Raw genomic sequence first — 17,248 nt, 5'->3', positions numbered from 1 at the left:
CCATGCCCGTCGTTTTCGACACGCCCCGCGACATGCTGGGTCAGGAAGGCAGCCAACTGGGGGTCAGCGAGTGGCTGCTGATCGACCAGGCCATGATCGACGCCTTCGCCGCCTTGACCGGCGACGACCAATGGATCCACGTCGATCCGGTACGGGCCGCGACCGGCCCGTTCGGCAAGACGATCGCGCACGGCTATTTCACCCTGTCGCTGGTCAACGGCTTCCTGCCGCACCTGATCGAGGTTCGGGGCTTTTCGGCCGGGGTGAACGTCGGCGCGGACTATCTTCGCTTCGTCGCGCCCGTGCCGGTCGATTCACGGGTGCGGGCGACCGGCGAAATCCGCCGGGTCGAGGTGGTCAAGGGCGACGCCGTCCAGGCGACCTACAGGATCACGGTCGAGATCGAAGGCGACAGCCGCCCGGCTTGCGTCGTCGATGCGGTCGCCCGGTATTTCCCCTGATATGGCTCTGTCGCACACCGTCATGACCGCTGTGGTGGAGGCCTATGTCGCGGCCTTCGAGGCGGAAGATTCCGCCGCCGCCGCCGCGCTCTACGCCGACGACGCCACGATCGAGGATCCCGTAGGCGCGCCGATCATCAGCGGCGAGGCGATCCCGGCGCTCTTTCGCAACGCCATGGCGCGGGGACTGAAGCTGGAACTGACGGGCCCGATCCGCACCGCCGGCGACAGCGCCGCCTTTCCTTTCCGAATTCACTATCCCGAGACGGCGGAGCGCCGCTGCATCGACGTGATCGACACCTTCCGGTTCGACGACCAGGGCCGCATCACGCAGATGCGGGCCTTCTGGGGGGCGACCAACATCCAAATGCGAGAAAGCCCAAGCCATGCGTGAAGCCGTTATCGTCTCGACCGCCCGCACGGGCATCGGGAAAGCCTATCGCGGCGCCTTCAACGATACCGAGGCTCCGGTTCTGGCGGCTCATGTCGTCGATGCCGCCCTGTCGCGCGCCGGGATCGATCCCGCACGGGTCGACGACCTCTATCTGGGTTGCGGCAATCATTGGGGCACCCAGAGCTACAACCTCGGCCGGTTGGCGGTTCATGCTTCCGTGCTGCCGGACTCCACGGCCGGCTTCACCCTGGACCGCAAATGCAGTTCGGGCCTCAACGCCATCGCTCTGGCGGCGCGAGGGATCATGTGCGGCGAAATCGACGTGGCGGTGGCCGGAGGGGCGGAGAGCATTTCCCTCACCCTCAACAAGCATATCCCGGCCTACCGCAATCGCTCCCAGGCCGTCCTGGCCAGCGATCCGCGCGCCTATATGCAGATGATCGAAACCGCCGAGATCGTCGCCGAAAGATACGGCGTCTCGCGCGAGGCGCAGGACGAGTTCTCGGTTCTGAGCCAACAAAGGGCCGCGGCTGCCCAGGCAGCCGGTCGGTTCTCGGACGAGATCGTGCCCATCACCGTCGAAAAGGCGCTCTTCGAAAAGGACGGCAGCGAGGCGGGACGCGAGACCGTGACCCTGGACCGGGATGAAGGGGTGCGGGCCGACACCACCCTTGAAAGCCTGAGCAAGCTCAAGCCGGTCTGGAAGGACGGCCTGGAGATCAAGGAGGGACGTCACGTGACGGCGGGCAACGCGAGCCAGTTGTCCGACGGCGCCTCGGCCTGTGTTCTGATGGAGCGGGCGACCGCCGAACGTGAAGGCCTGCCGATCCTCGGCGTCTATCGGGGCTTCCAGGTGTCGGGCTGCGGGGCCGACGAGATGGGGGTCGGTCCAAACTACGCCGTTCCCAAGCTGCTGCAGCGCCTGGGCCTGTCGGTGAACGACATCGACCTGTGGGAACTGAACGAAGCCTTCGCCTCGCAGGCCCTCTATTGCCGTGACGTGATCGGCATTGATCCCGACAAGCTGAACGTGAACGGCGGCGGCATCGCCCTGGGACATCCTTTCGGCATGACGGGCGCGCGCCAGGTCGGCCACGCCCTGATCGAGGGCAGGCGTCGGGGCGCCAAGCGGGTGGTGGTGTCGATGTGCGTGGCGGGCGGCATGGGCGCCGCCGGCCTCTTCGAGATCGCCTGACCCATGGACCTGCGTTTTGCACCTGAACTGCAGGCCTTCCGCGCCGAGGCTGCGGCCTGGCTGGAGAGCCAGCTCGCCGGCCCCTTCCGCCACCTCAGGGGCTTGAACAACCATGTCGATCTGATTGCGGAGCGCCGCGAATGGGAGGCCGCCCTGGGGGCGGCGGGGTGGAGCGCGATCGGGTGGCCGCAGGCCCATGGCGGTCGCGGCGCGAGCGTCGCCGAACAGGTCGTGTTCGCCGAGGAATATGCGCGGGCACACGCGCCGTCGCGGATCGGCCATCTGGGCGTCGAACTGCTCGGTCCCACGCTGCTGGCGCTGGGATCGGAAGATCAGAAGCGACGCTTTCTTCCCGATATTCTGTCCGGGCGGGCGATCTGGTGCCAGGGCTATTCCGAGCCGGGCGCCGGTTCCGATCTGGCGAATATCCGGACCCGGGCGACGCTGGACGGCGAGGTTTACCGGATCGAGGGCCAGAAGATCTGGACGTCGATGGGGGCGATTGCGGACTGGTGTTTCGTCGTGGCGCGCAGCGAAGAGGGCTCTCGCGGCCCCAAGGGGCTGGTCTTTCTCCTGGTCCCGATGGACCAGCCGGGCGTGACGGTTCGACCCATTCGCCAGATGACCGGGGAGAGCGAGTTCTGCGAAGTCTTCTTCGACGGGGCGGTCGCTCGCGTCGAAGACCGGATCGGGAACGAAGGCGACGGCTGGTCCGTGGCCATGGCCCTGCTGGGATACGAGCGGGGCGTCTCGACGCTCGCTCAGCAGATGCATTTCCGCAATGAACTGGACGAGCTTGTCGCGATCGCTCGCGCCAACGGCAAGGCGTCCGATCCGCTGATCCGGCAGAGGCTCGCCCAGGCGCAGATCGGCCTCAAGATCATGCGGTACAACGCCCTGCGCATGCTGGCCAACGCCGAAGGCGGCGCTCTGTCGCCCGAGGCCTATACCTACAAGCTCTATTGGTCGATGTGGCACCGGGACCTGGGCGAACTGGCGATGGATGTCATCGGCCCGGAGGCGGAGATCGCCGACGCCGAGGGCCGGTTCGCGCCCCTGCCGAACATGTTCCTGATGTCGCGCGCCGACACCATCTACGCCGGCGCCAACCAGATCCAGAGAAACATCATCGCCGAGCGGGCTCTGGGCCTGCCGCGCGAACCCCGAGGCCAGTGATGTCCAGTCTGCCTGCCGACCCCTATCCCTTGCCGGCGACGGCGCCGCACGCCGCCCAGGCCGCAGCGCTGCGATGGGGCGACGCCCCCGGACTGATCGAGAACGGGCGAACCTGGACGTTCGCCGAGCTTTGGGCCGATGTCCGGGCGGCGGCTTCGGCCTTCCTGGCCCGCGGGATCGGTCCCGGCGACATTGTGGCGATCTGGGCGCCCAACCAGAGGGAGTGGATTCTCGCGACTCTGGGTCTCCAGATCGCCGGCGCGGCTCTTGTCCCGCTGAACACCCGGCTCAAGGGCAAGGAGGCGGGGGACATCCTGCGACGCTCCCATGCGCGCATGGTCCTCACCGTGTCGAGCTTCCTCGGCGTGGATTATCGCGACCTGCTCGCGGGAGAGACGCTTCCCGATCTTGAATTTGTGGAACTGCTCGACCCCGCTGCCTGGGAGGCTTTTGTCGCTTCGGGCCGGGGCAGCGACGACCCGGCGGTCGACCAGGCCCTGGCCGCCATTGGCCCGGAAACCATCAGCGACGTGCTTTTCACGTCCGGCACGACCGGATCACCCAAGGGGGTGGTGAGCACCCAATACCAGGTCGTGCGTCTGATCCGGGACTGGGGGCGGGTGGTGGATTGTCGGGAAGGCGACCGGTTCATCATCGCCAACCCCTTCTTCCATGTGTTCGGCTACAAGGCCGGTTGGGTCGCGGCCCTTCTGTGCGGGGCGACCATCGTGCCCATGCCGGTCTTCGACGTCGTCCGGATGGCGGAGATCATCGAGCGCGAACGGATCAGCTTCATTCCCGGTCCGCCGACGATCTATCAGATGCTGCTCGCCGAACAGGCGAAGGCCCCGCGGGACCTTTCGTCCTTGCGCGTCGCCGTCACAGGGTCGGCTCCGGTGCCGCCGTCGCTGATCCTGCGGATGCGGGATGAACTGGGCATACAGCGGGTCGTCAACGGCTACGGGATGACGGAGTTCGGCGTGATCAGCATGACGCCGGCCGACGCGACCATTGATCAGATATCGCACACGATCGGCAAACCCCTTCCCGACGTCGAGGTCCAGTGCGTCGACGCCGAAGGGGCGGTGGTGGCGGTCGGCGAGACGGGGGAGTTCTGGGTTCGCGGCTACGGCCTCATGAAGGGCTATCTGAACGATCCGGCCTCCACTGCCGAGGCCGTGAACGCCGAAGGGTGGCTTCGCACCGGCGACGTCGGCTCCATCGACGCAGACGGCTACCTCCGGATCACCGACCGCAAGAAGGACATGTTCATCTCCGGCGGGTTCAACTGCTACCCGGCGGAAATCGAGAAACTCCTGGCGGACCACCCGCAGATCGAGGCGGCGGCCGTCATCGGCGTCCCGGACGAGAGGATGGGGGAGGTCGGTCGAGCCTTCGTCGTTCTGCGTCCAGGCGCGAGCGTGACGCCTGAGGAGATCGTCGTCTGGGCGCGCACCCATATGGCGAACTACAAGGCCCCCCGATCGGTGGCGATCCTGGACGCCTTTCCCAGGAACGCTGCGGGCAAGGTGCTGCGTTCCGAACTGAAGGGCCTGTGACCGTGACGTCGATCTGGACCTCGCGCGGCGCGGACCTGTCCGGCAGCGTCGCCGGGGGGGTGGCTGTCATCACCGGCGCCGGCAGCGGCATAGGCCGGGCTCTGGCCAGCGAGGCTGCGGCGCACGGCATGCGTCTTGTCCTGATTGACGCCGGACAGGCGGGGCTGAACGAAACCGTTGCGCAACTGCCGTCCGCCGCGGTGCTGGACGTCAGGACGGCGGATGTCCGCGACGCCCATGCATTGCAGGCGGCGGCGGACGATCTGCCTGAGGCTGCGCGGCTGGTTTTCGCCAATGCCGGCGTTCTCGATCGTCATGAACTGAGCACACAGCCCGTCGACGACATCCGGCGCATTCTGGACGTCAACGTCATGGGCGTCGTGCATACGATCCAGGCGTTTGCTCCGGCCATGTTGCAGGCCGTCGCGCCCTCTCGGATGGTGCTGACCGGGTCGCAGAGCTCATTCGTGAGTTTTCCGGGGCTGGGCGCCTATGGCGCCAGCAAGCACGCCGTTCTGGCCATCGCCCAGAGCCTGGCGGAAGAGTGGAAGGGCAAGCCCGTTTCGGTGGCGGTTCTGGCCCCCGGCGGCGTGGCGACGCCGATCCTCGGCCCCTCCGGCGGGCTTAACCCGCAGGCGATGATGCGGCCCGAGCAGGCGGCGGCCCTTGCCTTCGAGGGGGCCTTGGACGGGCGCTTCCTGATTTCCACGCATGACGACCTGCGGGCGAAGATCATGGATCAGGCCCGGAACATGACCGCCGCGCTCGACTGACCGATTCATCATGGACCTCAGCCAGATGAACCGTGGTGAAGGGCGCTATCCGGAGGCGCTTCGATCAAGCGCGTTGACGATTACGGATCTTGCGGCTCTGGCGGGCACGACCGTTCGCGCGGTCAGGTACTACGAAGAGATCGGCCTTCTTGCACCCCTGCGCAGCGTCAGGAACGCCCGAGTCTATCCGCCGGCCGTCGCCGCCCTCGCATGCCGGATCGTGGAGATGCGCCGGCTGGGCATCTCGCTCGGCGACATATCGAACGCCCGCAAGGGATTGGAGGGCGCGTGCGTCGAGGGCCTGGAACAGGTTCTCGTCCGCCGGCTCGCGGTTCTGGACGATCAGCGGGCGGAGGTGAGGTCGCTTCTCGAACACGTCCGCCGTGGGGGCGTCGGGCCGGGCTGAAGGGCGCCGGAGGCGGCCCTGGCCCGAGATCCCGAAGACCTTGCTGGCGGTGAGCGTGGGCTGCCCCGGATCAGCCGATGGCGGCGGGGTAGTCGATGAAGCCTTGCGGGCCGGGCGTGTAGAGCCTGGCGGGATCGTAGTCCGACAGGGCGAGGTCACGCCGTACGCGTTCGACGAAATCGGGGTTCCCGATGAAATGACGACCGAAGGAAACGGCCTGCGCTTCGCCGCTTTTCAGCGCCTCACGGGCTGAGGCGGGCGTGAGTTCATTGTTCAGGATCAGGGCGCCGCGCCAACGCGCCTTGACCAGGGCGAAGTTGTCGATCTTGGGGAAGGCGCGGCGCACGAGGTGGAGATAGGCCAGGCCGAGGCCCGACGCCTGATCCAGAAGCAGGCCGTAGGTTTCGACCGGATCGGCGTCGTCGATGTCGTTGTAGTCGAAGCCGGGACATATCCGCAGGCCCACCCGGTCGAAGCCGATCTCCTCGCCCATGGCGGTCAGGACCTCCATCACGAACCGGACGCGGTTCTGCACGGATCCGCCGTAGTCGTCGGTTCGGGTGTTGGTGTTCGACGAGAGGAACTGCATGGGCAGGTAGCCGCTGGAACAGTGAAGCTCCACGCCGTCCAGTCCGGCCTGCCGCGCGTTGGCGGCGGCGAGGCGGTAGTCGTTGATCGTTTGCAACACCTCGTCCGTCTCGAGCGCGCGCGGCATGTCGAGATCGACCAGGCCATGCTGGTCGGTGAAAATCTGCGCCTGCCCCTGGATTGCGGAAGGCGCGACGATCTCGGACCCGTCGTCCTTATTGAGGTGCGCGGCCACCCGCCCGCAATGCATCAGTTGCGCCACCACCAGGCCGCCTTCGGCGTGGACGGCGTCGGCCACCCGTCGCCAGCCTTCGATCTGGGCCGGGGTGTAGATCCCGGGGGTCCGGCAATAGCCCTTTCCGGCCGGACTCGGCTGGATGCCTTCCGTGACGATCAGACCGGCGCTCGCGCGTTGCCGGTAATAGGTTTCATGCAGGTCGGTCGGTGTATCGCCTGCACCTGCCCGGCTGCGCGTCATCGCGGACATGACCACACGGTTGCGGAGGTTCAGCGCGCCCAGGGTCACGGGTTCGAATAGGTCGGTCATGATCGCCTCGTGGGGTGGATTAGGCCGCCGTCGGACCCGACGCCGCGACGCTCAGAAATCCGGGCTCCGCGCCCTTGGACATGTCGACGCGCAGGCGGGTCAGCCGGCGATAGACGAACCGCCAGCCGTCCGCGTCCCGGCGGTAGCGCTCATGGTAGTGGCCGTAGCCGTGCAGCCAGTGGCCGTCTTCGCCCTGCTTCCAGAACAACATGTCCTCCATCGCCCAAACGCCGGTGGCGGTGGTTTCGGAGGTGATCGCGATTTCGGGCATGTGGGCGTGATGAACGGAGGTGATGCCGTTCAGCACCTGGGCGAGCTTGTCCGTATTGGCCTTGGCGCCCACGGCGGGCGCGTTGCCATAGGTGTCGGAGACGTGGTCCGGCGCGTGCAGGGCTTCGTAGTCCGCCCAGCGTTTCTCATCCATGGCGCGGATACGTCCCGCCGTCAGGCTCTTGATCTCTTCGATCGCGAGGAGGCGCTCAAGATCGGTCATCGCCATCGATGGTGTCCTTCGGGTTTCCTGTTGTGCGCACAATACTGACATGTAAGCTGCGCATATCAACATTATTGTTTGTTTTTTTCCGTGTTATGCGTCCATGTCGGCGGCAAGTAATGAGGGTGGCACCAATGAGTGGTTTGGGGTGGGGTGTGAGCGGCCGCGTCTTCGCGGTTCTGGGCGTAGGCCCGGGTCTCGGGCTCGAGGCGGCGCGAATCCTGCGTCAGGCGGGAGCGATCGTCGCTTGCGTCGACATCGACCGGCAACGGGCTCTTGAAGCTGCGCAAATGGTCGGCGGCGTCGCGATCACAGGCGACATTCTGGATGAGGCGGGGTTTGACGCGGTCATCGACGCCGTGCGCGATGCGGGCGTCGGCCCCCTGCGCGGGATCATCGATATCGTGGGCGGGTCGATCGGAGGACTGCTGCGGGAGGCGGACGAGGAGCTGATCGCGCGCAACTATGATCTCAACCTCAGGCACGCCTTCCGCGTGCTTCGGCGAGGCGGGGAGGTCATAGGGGCTTCCGGCGGCGGAACCATCACCTTCGTCGGATCTCTGGCCGGTATTGTGTCGTCCCCCAATCAGGCCGTTTACGGTTCGGCGAAAGCGGCGCTGCACCACCTCGTGAGATCGGCGGGCGTCGAACTGGGCGCAAAGGGGGTGAGGGTGAACGCCGTGGCCCCGGGGCTGGTCGCGACCCCTCGCATGCTGCAGCGGTTCTCGGATGACGAGTTTGAGCAGGTCAGGTCCGCCTCTCCACTGGGGCGTATCCTCGAGCCCGTCGATATCGCTCGCATCATCCTCTTCCTGGCGTCGGACATGTCGGGCGCGATCACGTCCCAGACCGTCGTCGCGGACGCCGGATTCTCGGCCCAACCCCGGATGTTTTCATGAGCGACATCGATGAGCGGGTCTCCAGGCTGGAAGCCGAGCTGGCGGCGCTGCGTGATCGGCTGGAAATCTACCAACTGACCGCCGCCTACGGGCCGGCGGTGGACAGCGGCGACAGCGTCGCCGCCGCGATGCTATGGGCGCCCGACGGCGGTTACGACTGGGGCGGGGGGCTGACGGCGGATTCACCCCGGGCCGCGACGGGCCGCGAGGCCTTGATGGCCATGGTTGACGGTCCCGAGCATCGTTCCATCATCGAAGCCGGCGCCGCCCATTGGCTGGGCTTTCCTCATGTGACCGTGCGCGGGGATGTCGCCATCAGCATCGGCTACTCCTGCCTGTTCGTTCGAGCTCACGAAGGGTTTCGCGCGGCGCGGGTTTCAGCCTGTCACTTCGAGTGGGCGCGGTCGCCGGAGGGGTGGAAGATCGTCAAGCGCTGCAACCGCCTGCTGGATGGCTCGGCGTCAGCGCGCGATCTGCTCGCCGCAGGTCTCGCCGGTCGCGCCTTCTCCAATGCCTAGATGCTGAATCTTGGGGGGAGTCCATGTCGCTGATTCAGGTTGAGAATGAAGGCGGCGTGGCGGTCGTGACGCTGAACCGGCCGGACAAGCACAATGCGTTGAACGCCGAGATGATGGTCCAGCTGGCCGACGCCTGGGACCTCATCGCGCAGGATGCGAGCATCCGGGTCGCCCTGCTGACCGGGGCGGGTGAGCGGGCTTTCTGCGCCGGGGTGGACCTGGGTTCGCTGGCGCCCCTGGCGACGGGCGCGCGGTTGCCGGAAACGGACTTCGAGCAACGCTGGGTCGATGAGCATCAGTCGCTGGTTGATCGCGCGCTTCTTCGCAACACCGACTTCGTCAAGCCGGTCGTGGCGGCGGTCAACGGACTGGCGGTGGCGGCGGGGTTCGAGCTGATGCTGGGCACGGACATTCGCGTCGCTTCGTCCGCCGCCGTCTTTCAGTTGAGCGAGGTGCGGCATGGGCTCATTCCCAGCGGCGGCTCGCTGGCGCGCCTGCCACGTCAGATCGGTTGGGCCAACGCCATGGAGATCATTCTGGCGGCGACCTCGATCGAGGCCGAGCGCGCCCTGTCCATGGGCCTGATCAATCGCGTGGTCGCTCCCGGGGAGGTGCGGACGGCGGCGAAAGAGCTTTGCGACCGGATCGCCGAGGGGGCGCCCCTGGCCTTGGCAAAGGCCAAGGAGGCGGTGCTGCGCTCCAGCGGTTGCGATTTGCCGCAGGCCTTTCAGATCGAGCAGGACTGTCAGGCCGCGGTCATGGCCAGCGAGGATGCGCGCGAGGGACCGCTGGCCTTCATGGAGCGTCGCCCGCCGCGCTTCTTGGGGCGCTAGGCCTGGGGACGGGAGATGGTCTCGAGGCGGTGAGGGCAATCTTCCTGACTGGTAGTCAGTGCTGCCGTTAGGCTTCGAACACTAAGGGCCGTGTGTGGCATCGTCCAAATCCTGCTCCCGCACCCAAGATCCAAAACCCCCGCAGCCCCAAGCTGCGGGGGTTTTTGTGTTCTGGACTCCGCCCAGCGCCAGCAGCGCCGACAGGCTGCCGCCCAGTCGACAAGCTCAACCAACTTGCGCTGGGGGCTGATGGACCCACTCAAAGCGGCGTGGAAAGTCCGCTTGAGAGATCAGGGAGCCTGCAGGATTTCAGCCAGTTCGAGCGCGCGCCGGATGGCGGGGTGGCGACGACGCTCCGTTCGACAGGCGATGTAGCCTGAGACGGAGATCAGCGAAGGCTCGATGTCCAGCTCCATGACCTTGATCCGGGCGTCGGACGGACATTCCCGGGCGAACATGAAGCTGACGCCCAGGTCGCGGGCGACGGTTTCGCGAATCATCTCGCGGGTGTGCATCTCCATGACGCGGAAGGGGCTGACGTCGCGCGCCTCCAGCAGGCGCTCCATGGCCAGCCGGGTGCGTGAGCCGGGTTCGCGCGTGAGGAGGACGCGTCGCGAGAGCGCCGAGAGGTCGAACGTGGCGCTCTGCGCCTCTGGTGCGTCGATCGCCGTGATCGCGACCAGACGGTCCTCGTAGTAGGGGCGGTAGGTGTAGTCGTTGTGGCCGATCGGCTCGCAGACGATGGCGATGTCGACCGAGGCGTTCATCAGCAGCTGGTTGGTGTCTCGCGCATTGCCGATCGTGATCTTGAAGTCGAGGTTGGGGGCCTCCCGCGCATAGGCCGCGACCAGGTCGGCGGCGTAGGGCGGCGAGTCGGTGCCGATGCGGAGCAGACCGCCTTCCTCGGGCGGGGTGTCGCCGAGCAGGGCCTCGATGTCGGCTGAGGTCTGGAACAGATCGCGCGTCCGTTCGAACAGGGCTTCGCCGGCTGAGGTCAGGGTCAGCGGCGGCCGGCTGCCGGTGAAAAGCTGGACCTGATAGCGGGCCTCGAGGTCCTTGATCTGCTTGGACAAGGTGGGCTGGGTCATGGCCAGGCGGTTGGCTGCGCGTGTGACGCTGCGGTCGCTGGCGACGGCGTGAAATGAACGCAGCTGCTGGAAGTTGACGGCCATGGAGGGCTCCCCGTTGACCGCGATCTAGCGAGGAAATGCGACGGTTTGGCCAAGACGGGCGTCTATAGCGACCATTGCTGAAATCACATGGCTGCGGTCGTGCGGGCGTGGGAGGGCGGATCATTCTCCCTTCCGAAAAGGTCGCTGCATGATCCCCCACTATGATGTCGCCGTCGTCGGCATGGGCATCCTCGGCCTGGCCCACGCCCATGCAGCGGCGCGGGCAGGCCTGAAGGTCGTCGTGATCGACCGCGAACCGGCGGCGCGCGGCGCCAGCATCCGCAACTTCGGCTTTGTCACTGTCTCGGGACAGGCGCGCGGCGAGATGTGGGGCCTGGCGCGCCGCACTCGCGACGTCTGGGCCGAGGTCGCGCCCCAGGCCGGCATCGCCGTGGATCAGGCGGGACTGACCGTCCTGGCCCATCGCCCCGAGGCGGAGGCCGTCCTGAACGCCTTCATGGAGACCGAGATGGGGGAGGGGTGCGAAATCCTGACCCCCGGGGCCCTGGCGAGCCGGATGGATTGCGAAGGTCTGGCGCCGTTCCGCGTCGCTCTGCGCAGCGACCACGAGCTGCGGGTGGAGCCCCGCCTGGCCCTGCCGGCCCTGGCCGCCTGGCTGCAGCGGGAATGCGGCGTCGCCTTCATGCCAGCGACGGCGGTGACCGGGTGCGAGACCGGCGTCCTGTCGACCAGCCGGGGCGAGGTGCGCGCCGGCTGCATCTTCATCTGTTCGGGCGATGACCTGAGCAGCCTGTTCCCCGACGTCCTGGCGCGTCACGAGGTGCAGCGCTGCAAGCTGCAGATGCTTCGCCTCGCGTCTGGCGGACGCCGCCTAGCGACCCCGATCATGGCTGACCTCAGCCTGGCCCGGTACGAAGGCTATGCCGCCCTTCCGGAGGCCGAGGCCCTGAAGCAGCGGTTGCGCCAGGAATGCGGCGAACGCCTGGACGCGGGGGTGCATCTGATCGCCGTGCAGTCGGCCGACGGCAGTCTGGTGGTGGGCGACAGCCACGAATACGGCGCCTCGCCCGATCCCTTCCAGCGGCTCGAGATGGATGAGCTGATCCTGGACGCCCTGCGCGAGTCCATGCCGGGCTATGCGGCGCCGGTCGTCGAGCGCTGGATCGGCTTCTACGCCTGGTCCCCGCGAGAGCCCTGGTTCTCCGAGGAGGTGCTCCCGGGCGTGCACATGACGCTCGTGACCTGCGGCGCGGGCATGTCGAGCGGCTTCGCCATCGGCGAACGCGTGGTGGCGGCCGCGACCAATATTTCATTGAAGGGAGCCGCGTAAATGGGCGCGATCAGGGCGGTGGTGTTCGACTGGGCGGGCACGATGGTGGACTTCGGATCCTGCGCGCCGGTGCGGGCGCTCAAGGCGGTGTTCGCCGAGGCTGGAACGCCGGTCGAGGACGATCAGGTGCGTCGCTACATGGGCATGGCCAAGCGCGCCCACGTCGAGGCCATGCTGTCCGAGCTCGAGATAGGCGAGGCCTGGCGCGCGGCCCGGGGACGCGGCTGGAACGAGGCGGATGTCGACGGCCTGATGGCGGAACTCGAGCCGGCCATGCGGCGCGAAGCCGAGGCCACGGCGACCCTGATCCCCGGCGCGCTGGAAGCTCTGGAGATGCTGCGGGCGCGCGACATCCATGTCGGATCGACCACGGGATACACCCGCTCGATGATGGGCGGCATCCTGCCGCTGGCGGCGGCCCAGGGCTATGCGCCCGAGGTGGTGGTCTGCGCCGGAGAAACGCGGGCGGGACGCCCTGCGCCCCTGATGATCTGGAAGGCCCTGGTGGAACTGGGCGCCTGGCCGACGGACGCAGCGGTCGTGGTCGACGACGCCGCTGTCGGGGTCGCCGCCGGCCGCAACGCGGGGTGCTGGTCGATCGGTCTGGCGGGGTCAGGCAACGGCGTCGGCCTGCCGCTGGACGACTACCGCGCCCTGGCGCCGGATGAGCGCGCCGCGCGCCTGGCCTCGGCCGCCGAGGCGCATGAGGCCGCCGGCGCGGACATTGTTCTCGAAAGCGTCGCCGACCTGTCGCACGCCCTCGCGATAATCGAGGCAAGGATCGCCCAGGGGGGCAAGCCTGGCGGCTCGGAATGCGTCTGCATCCCGCCCGTTCGGGCCTGAGGCGCAGGACCCTCATTCACATGACCGCTGTTCTGCCTGCTCTCCGACCGTCACGCGCCGTCGGCCCCGTCCTGCTGGGCGGCGTCGCCGCCTTTTGCGTCTATCTGTCGATGTACGCCTTTCGAAAGCCGTTCGCGGCCGCGGCCTATGTCGACGTCGCCGGATGGACCGGGGTCATCGACTTCAAGGTGGCGCTGGTCGTCGCCCAGGTGGTCGGCTACGCCCTGTCGAAACTGGTCGGCGTCAAGCTGATCTCCGAACTGACGGGGGCCCGTCGCGGTGCGGCCATCCTCGGTCTGATCGGGGCGTCGTGGCTGGCCCTGGTTCTCTTCGCCGTGGTTCCCGCGCCCTGGAAGATCTTCGCCCTCTTCCTCAACGGCCTGCCGCTGGGGCTGATCTGGGGGCTGGTGTTCAGCTATCTGGAGGGACGACGCACGTCCGAGGTGCTGGGCGCCATCCTGTGCGCCAGTTTCATCGTCGCCTCCGGCGTGGTGAAGTCGACGGCGGTCTGGCTGATGACCGCCCACGCCGTCACCGAATGGTGGATGCCGGCGGCGACCGGGGCGATGTTCATGCCCTTGCTGGCGATATCGGTCGTGGGCCTGTCGCGGATGCCGCAGCCCGATGCGGAGGACATCGCCGAACGGGTCGAGCGCCGCCCCATGTACGCCGCCCAGCGCCGCGCCTTCCTGAAGCAATACGGCTTCGGCGTGCTGATGCTGGTCCTGGCCTATGTGATGCTGACGGCCTTCCGCGATTTTCGCGACAACTTCGCCGCGGAGATCTGGATCGACCTGGGCTATGCTGGCGCCTCCAGCGTCTTCACCGCCAGTGAACTGCCGATCGCCGCTATCACCCTGGCCGCGCTCGGCGCCCTCATGCTGGTCAAGGACAATCGGCGGGCCTTGATGGCGGTCCACGCCATCACCGGCTTCGGACTGGCGCTGATCGGCCTGTCGACCCTGGCCTTCCAGCATGGATTGCTGGCGCCCCTGCCGTGGATGATCGCTTCGGGCGCGGGTCTGTATCTGGCCTATACGCCCTTCAACGCCATGCTGTTCGACCGGCTGATCGCGGCGACGCGCCAGGTCGGGACGGCGGGCTTCCTCATCTACCTGGCCGACGCCTCCGGTTATCTGGGCAGCGTGGCCCTGACGCTGGGCCGCAACCTGGGGAGCGTCAGCATGCCCTGGCTGTCCTTCTTCATGGCGAGCGCCGGATGGGTGTCGGTCATAGGCTGTGTGCTGACTATATTCAGCGCGCTCTATTTCTCCAGAAAGCTTCGTTGATCTATCTCATTCAGTATTTTTGACAGATTTGTAGCAACGCGCTCTGCGAAATCTATGTTCGGCATTGAGGCAATCAAATGGTCTGCGCCTGGCGAACATGGTGTGACCGTTCGGCCAGACGCCGTCTGCGCCTGAAACCTTTCAAGAGATACCCGATGAAGCGCGCGATCCTTCTCGCGGCGGTCAGCTGGACCGCCCTGGCTCACACCGCCCTGGCCCTTTCCCCGGAAGGGATCCCGGCCCCCGAGGCTGGCCTGGCGACCCAGGTCGACGACATCGTCGTGACCGGGGCCATCGTCGGCGGCGAGCGCCGGGCGCTGAACATCCAGAAGTCTGCCGACAACATCCTGAACGTCGTCTCGTCCGACGGCATCGGCCGCCTGCCGGACCGCAACGCCGCCGAGGCCGTGCAGCGCGCCCCGGGCGTCGCCATCGAACGCGATCAGGGCGAGGGCCGCTTCGTCGCCGTGCGCGGCCTGCCCTCGCAGTGGAACTCGACCCTCATCAACGGCGGCCGCCTGCCGACCGCGGAGGAAGAGACCACCAGCCGCGCGACCGCCTTCGACTTCTTCCCGTCCGAGCTGATCGACCGGGTCGAGGTCTCCAAGGCCGTGACGCCGGACATGGAAGGCGACGCCATCGGCGGCAGCGTCAACTTCATCACGCGCACGGCGCCGAGCGAGCGCACCATCCAGGCCACGGCCGGTCTTAACTATTCCGACAAGGCCGGCGAGTACGGCGACCTGCTCAGCCTGACGGTCGGCGACCGCCTGATGGACGGCAAGTTCGGCTTCCTGCTGAGCGGGACCCGCTATGTCCGCGACTGGGCCACTGACAACTACGAACCGCGCCGCGGCGGCGACGGGATCGGCATTTCGCGCCTGGAGTTGCGTGACTACACCGGCACGCGCGAGACCCTGGGTCTGAACGCCGCCGCGGAATACAATTTCGACAACGGCGGCCAGGTGTTCGGTCGCGCCATCTACGGCACGCTGGAAGACGACGAGACCCACTACAAGCACCGGCTGAACTTCGCCTCAAACCGGGTCGAGGTGCAGCACATCTTCAACACCCTGATCACGGAACTGAGCGGCGGCGAGTTCGGCGGGCGTCACCCGCTGGCCGGCGGCGAGGTGGACTGGAAGATCGGCTCCTACCAGAACGAGTTCCGCTACGGCGACACGCCGGACGGTCAGGACAATTCCTACTTCGTCGTCCGCTTCGACCAGCGTAACGTGGGCTATCAGGGCCTGCAGAACCGCGGCGCGGGCAATCTGGCCTACAACACCATCGACGGCGGGACCGATCCGGCCAACGCCATCAGCAACCACCTGCCGGCCGGCTTCCAGATGAATCCGGCGCTGACGCGCCTGGCCAACGTCGAGCTTTACAAGGTCGCCGTGACCGAGCGCGACCGCGTCGTCGCCGAGGTCAACTACACCCGTGAGATCAGCCCCAGCCTGGAGCTGAAGTTCGGCGCCAAGCATCGCGACAAGGTGCGGGACGCCGCCTTCGAGGACCTGTTCTACACCTGGAACCCGGCGGCCGGTCCGGTCCCGACCCTGGCCGACTTCGCGCTGATGGATCAGCCGGGGCGGGGCGACTTCCTTGATGCACTGAACATCGGCGCCCAGTACCGCAACCAGTTCTCCCAGGTGGTGTCAGAGAACGACATCACCGCCTGGTACAAGGCCAACCGTCACAACCTGATCCTCGACGCCGCGGGGTCGGCGACGGCGGCGAACGGCGGCGCCCTGGGGCGGACCTTCACGCTGAACGAGAAGCAGTCGGCGGCCTACGCCATGGCCACCTGGCGTCCCGACGCGCGCTGGACCGTGCTGGGCGGTCTGCGGCTGGAGAACACCGAGACGACCGTGAATGGTCAGGTCCTGGTGGACGGCGCCCTGACGCCCGAGAACCGGTCCAACGACTACCTCGCCGTCCTGCCGTCGCTGCACCTGACCTATCGTCTGGACCAGGACACCAACCTGCGCGCCGCCGTGACGCGCACCTTCGCGCGCCCCGACTTCGGCGACATCGCCCCGGGCGGGGCCTTCAGCGAGGCCGACCTCGAATTCTCGGGCGGAAACCCTGACCTGAAGCCGACCTATTCCACCAATCTGGATCTGCTGTTCGAGCGCTTCTACAGCAACGTCGGCGTGGTTTCGGCGGGGGCCTTCTACAAGCGGATCGAGGATCCGGTCTTCGATACGCGGACGGTGGGGACCTTCCGCGGCACCGACGGCGTGGCCTTCCTGGCGCCCGCCAACGGCGAGGGCGGCTGGCTCTACGGACTGGAGCTGAACCTGCAGCGCCGGCTGACCTTCCTGCCAAGCGTCCTGGCGCATCTCGGCGTCAACGCCAACTACACCTACACCCGGTCCGAGTTCGAACTGCCGGACGGCCGCAAGGCGCCGATCCCGCGCCAGGCCGACAATCTGGGCAATCTCGCCGTCTACTACGACGACGGCCGCCTCTCGGGGCGTCTGGCCATGAACTACAAGGGCGCCTTCATCGAGGAGTATGGCGCGACCGCCGCCTCGGACAGCTACTACGGCGAATACACCAGCCTAGACTTCAACGTCGCCTATGACGTCACCGACCGCGTCACCGTCTTCGGAGAGGCGACGAACCTGACCGACGAGAAGCTGTTCTACTACCTCGGCGACGAGGATCGTCCGCTGCAGGTCGAGTACTACGGCCCGCGCTTCCTGCTGGGCGTCAAGGCCAGCTTCTGACCAAGGAGGCGGGAGGCGTCGAGCCTCCCGCCTCTTCGCGGCTCGCCAACTGAGGTCCAGCCGTTGACGCCTC

General features: G+C 67.1%; 17 protein-coding genes. 14 read left to right on the top strand and 3 right to left on the bottom strand.

What is annotated here, in order from left to right; translation table 11 throughout:
• Nucleotides 1-2 precede the first annotated feature (2 nt).
• The 7 genes from AC3IS2_RS09935 to AC3IS2_RS09905 are packed head-to-tail and all read left to right on the top strand — an operon-like array spanning nucleotide 3 to nucleotide 5,964.
• Nucleotides 3-461, top strand: coding sequence for a MaoC family dehydratase (locus AC3IS2_RS09935; RefSeq protein ID WP_489197554.1), 459 nt, complete (start codon nucleotides 3-5; stop codon nucleotides 459-461).
• A gap of 22 nt (nucleotides 462-483) precedes the next feature.
• Complete coding sequence (locus AC3IS2_RS09930; RefSeq protein ID WP_489197552.1) at nucleotides 484-855, top strand: nuclear transport factor 2 family protein; 372 nt, start codon at nucleotides 484-486, stop codon at nucleotides 853-855.
• Nucleotides 848-2,050, top strand: a complete 1,203-nt coding sequence (locus AC3IS2_RS09925; RefSeq protein ID WP_489197551.1) for an acetyl-CoA C-acyltransferase — start codon at nucleotides 848-850, stop codon at nucleotides 2,048-2,050. Before AC3IS2_RS09930 ends, AC3IS2_RS09925 begins: the two co-directional genes overlap by 8 nt.
• A 3-nt stretch (nucleotides 2,051-2,053) precedes the next feature.
• Nucleotides 2,054-3,226 carry an acyl-CoA dehydrogenase family protein gene (locus AC3IS2_RS09920; protein ID WP_489197550.1) on the top strand — a complete coding sequence of 391 codons (1,173 nt, stop codon included), beginning with the start codon at nucleotides 2,054-2,056 and terminating at the stop codon, nucleotides 3,224-3,226.
• A 29-nt stretch (nucleotides 3,227-3,255) separates the two neighbouring features.
• Complete coding sequence (locus AC3IS2_RS09915; protein WP_489197549.1) at nucleotides 3,256-4,785, top strand: FadD3 family acyl-CoA ligase; 1,530 nt, start codon at nucleotides 3,256-3,258, stop codon at nucleotides 4,783-4,785.
• A complete protein-coding gene (locus tag AC3IS2_RS09910; RefSeq protein WP_489197548.1) occupies nucleotides 4,782-5,558 on the top strand; it encodes an SDR family NAD(P)-dependent oxidoreductase in 777 nt (258 codons plus the stop codon). Before AC3IS2_RS09915 ends, AC3IS2_RS09910 begins: the two co-directional genes overlap by 4 nt.
• A 10-nt stretch (nucleotides 5,559-5,568) precedes the next feature.
• The gene (locus AC3IS2_RS09905) at nucleotides 5,569-5,964 is read left to right on the top strand and encodes a MerR family transcriptional regulator (protein ID WP_489197547.1); all 396 of its coding nucleotides are present in this window, start codon (nucleotides 5,569-5,571) and stop codon (nucleotides 5,962-5,964) included.
• Nucleotides 5,965-6,034: 70 nt separating this feature from the next.
• Here the strand turns inward: AC3IS2_RS09905 and AC3IS2_RS09900 are convergent, their stop codons facing one another.
• Together AC3IS2_RS09900 and AC3IS2_RS09895 are read right to left on the bottom strand one after the other, a co-directional pair.
• Entirely contained in the window at nucleotides 6,035-7,099 is a 1,065-nt protein-coding gene (locus AC3IS2_RS09900; protein WP_489197545.1) for an alkene reductase, read from the bottom strand.
• A gap of 19 nt (nucleotides 7,100-7,118) precedes the next feature.
• The gene (locus AC3IS2_RS09895) at nucleotides 7,119-7,598 is read right to left on the bottom strand and encodes a nuclear transport factor 2 family protein (protein WP_489197544.1); all 480 of its coding nucleotides are present in this window, start codon (nucleotides 7,596-7,598) and stop codon (nucleotides 7,119-7,121) included.
• A 149-nt stretch (nucleotides 7,599-7,747) separates the two neighbouring features.
• On the opposite strand from AC3IS2_RS09895, the gene AC3IS2_RS09890 reads away from it, so the two are divergent.
• From AC3IS2_RS09890 to AC3IS2_RS09880, 3 genes are read left to right on the top strand one after another with little or no spacing between them, the layout of a single operon-like run.
• A complete protein-coding gene (locus AC3IS2_RS09890) occupies nucleotides 7,748-8,491 on the top strand; it encodes an SDR family NAD(P)-dependent oxidoreductase (protein WP_489197543.1) in 744 nt (247 codons plus the stop codon).
• Complete coding sequence (locus tag AC3IS2_RS09885; protein WP_489197542.1) at nucleotides 8,488-9,009, top strand: nuclear transport factor 2 family protein; 522 nt, start codon at nucleotides 8,488-8,490, stop codon at nucleotides 9,007-9,009. The genes AC3IS2_RS09890 and AC3IS2_RS09885 overlap by 4 nt, the downstream gene beginning before the upstream one ends.
• A 23-nt stretch (nucleotides 9,010-9,032) precedes the next feature.
• The gene (locus AC3IS2_RS09880) at nucleotides 9,033-9,842 is read left to right on the top strand and encodes an enoyl-CoA hydratase/isomerase family protein (RefSeq protein WP_489197541.1); all 810 of its coding nucleotides are present in this window, start codon (nucleotides 9,033-9,035) and stop codon (nucleotides 9,840-9,842) included.
• A 290-nt stretch (nucleotides 9,843-10,132) separates the two neighbouring features.
• On the opposite strand, the gene AC3IS2_RS09875 is transcribed toward AC3IS2_RS09880, so the two are convergent.
• On the bottom strand, nucleotides 10,133-11,014 hold the full coding sequence (locus AC3IS2_RS09875) for a LysR substrate-binding domain-containing protein (RefSeq protein ID WP_489197540.1): 882 nt from the start codon (nucleotides 11,012-11,014) through the stop codon (nucleotides 10,133-10,135).
• A gap of 148 nt (nucleotides 11,015-11,162) precedes the next feature.
• Between AC3IS2_RS09875 and AC3IS2_RS09870 the strand changes: the two genes are divergently transcribed.
• The 4 genes from AC3IS2_RS09870 (at nucleotide 11,163) to AC3IS2_RS09855 (ending at nucleotide 17,175) form a co-directional block, all read left to right on the top strand.
• Nucleotides 11,163-12,305 (top strand): TIGR03364 family FAD-dependent oxidoreductase, encoded by a 1,143-nt coding sequence (locus AC3IS2_RS09870; RefSeq protein WP_489197538.1) that lies wholly within the window; start codon nucleotides 11,163-11,165, stop codon nucleotides 12,303-12,305.
• Entirely contained in the window at nucleotides 12,306-13,148 is an 843-nt protein-coding gene (gene phnX, locus AC3IS2_RS09865; RefSeq protein WP_489197537.1) for a phosphonoacetaldehyde hydrolase, read from the top strand. It abuts the gene before it with no gap.
• Nucleotides 13,149-13,168: 20 nt separating this feature from the next.
• On the top strand, nucleotides 13,169-14,437 hold the full coding sequence (locus AC3IS2_RS09860) for a DUF5690 family protein (RefSeq protein WP_489197535.1): 1,269 nt from the start codon (nucleotides 13,169-13,171) through the stop codon (nucleotides 14,435-14,437).
• 155 nt (nucleotides 14,438-14,592) lie between these two features.
• Nucleotides 14,593-17,175 (top strand): TonB-dependent receptor, encoded by a 2,583-nt coding sequence (locus AC3IS2_RS09855; RefSeq protein WP_489197534.1) that lies wholly within the window; start codon nucleotides 14,593-14,595, stop codon nucleotides 17,173-17,175.
• The last annotated feature ends 73 nt before the right edge of the window (nucleotides 17,176-17,248 follow it).

The sequence above is a fragment of the Brevundimonas sp. KH_025 genome (assembly GCF_057839885.1).
Note: the sequence above shows the minus strand (reverse complement) of the source record. Positions and strands in the feature narration are given on the sequence as shown.

Bases quoted from the DNA above. Each gene is read 5' to 3' on its own strand.
- AC3IS2_RS09935 (WP_489197554.1), top strand. From the start codon at position 3: ATGCCCGTCGTTTTCGACACGCCCCGCGACATGCTGGGTCAGGAAGGC.
- AC3IS2_RS09930 (WP_489197552.1), top strand. From the start codon at position 484: ATGACCGCTGTGGTGGAGGCCTATGTCGCGGCCTTCGAGGCGGAAGAT.
- AC3IS2_RS09925 (WP_489197551.1), top strand. From the start codon at position 848: ATGCGTGAAGCCGTTATCGTCTCGACCGCCCGCACGGGCATCGGGAAA.
- AC3IS2_RS09920 (WP_489197550.1), top strand. From the start codon at position 2,054: ATGGACCTGCGTTTTGCACCTGAACTGCAGGCCTTCCGCGCCGAGGCT.
- AC3IS2_RS09905 (WP_489197547.1), top strand. From the start codon at position 5,569: ATGGACCTCAGCCAGATGAACCGTGGTGAAGGGCGCTATCCGGAGGCG.
- AC3IS2_RS09900 (WP_489197545.1), bottom strand. From the start codon at position 7,099: ATGACCGACCTATTCGAACCCGTGACCCTGGGCGCGCTGAACCTCCGC.
- AC3IS2_RS09895 (WP_489197544.1), bottom strand. From the start codon at position 7,598: ATGGCGATGACCGATCTTGAGCGCCTCCTCGCGATCGAAGAGATCAAG.
- AC3IS2_RS09885 (WP_489197542.1), top strand. From the start codon at position 8,488: ATGAGCGACATCGATGAGCGGGTCTCCAGGCTGGAAGCCGAGCTGGCG.
- AC3IS2_RS09880 (WP_489197541.1), top strand. From the start codon at position 9,033: ATGTCGCTGATTCAGGTTGAGAATGAAGGCGGCGTGGCGGTCGTGACG.
- AC3IS2_RS09875 (WP_489197540.1), bottom strand. From the start codon at position 11,014: ATGGCCGTCAACTTCCAGCAGCTGCGTTCATTTCACGCCGTCGCCAGC.
- AC3IS2_RS09870 (WP_489197538.1), top strand. From the start codon at position 11,163: ATGATCCCCCACTATGATGTCGCCGTCGTCGGCATGGGCATCCTCGGC.
- phnX (WP_489197537.1), top strand. From the start codon at position 12,306: ATGGGCGCGATCAGGGCGGTGGTGTTCGACTGGGCGGGCACGATGGTG.
- AC3IS2_RS09860 (WP_489197535.1), top strand. From the start codon at position 13,169: ATGACCGCTGTTCTGCCTGCTCTCCGACCGTCACGCGCCGTCGGCCCC.
- AC3IS2_RS09855 (WP_489197534.1), top strand. From the start codon at position 14,593: ATGAAGCGCGCGATCCTTCTCGCGGCGGTCAGCTGGACCGCCCTGGCT.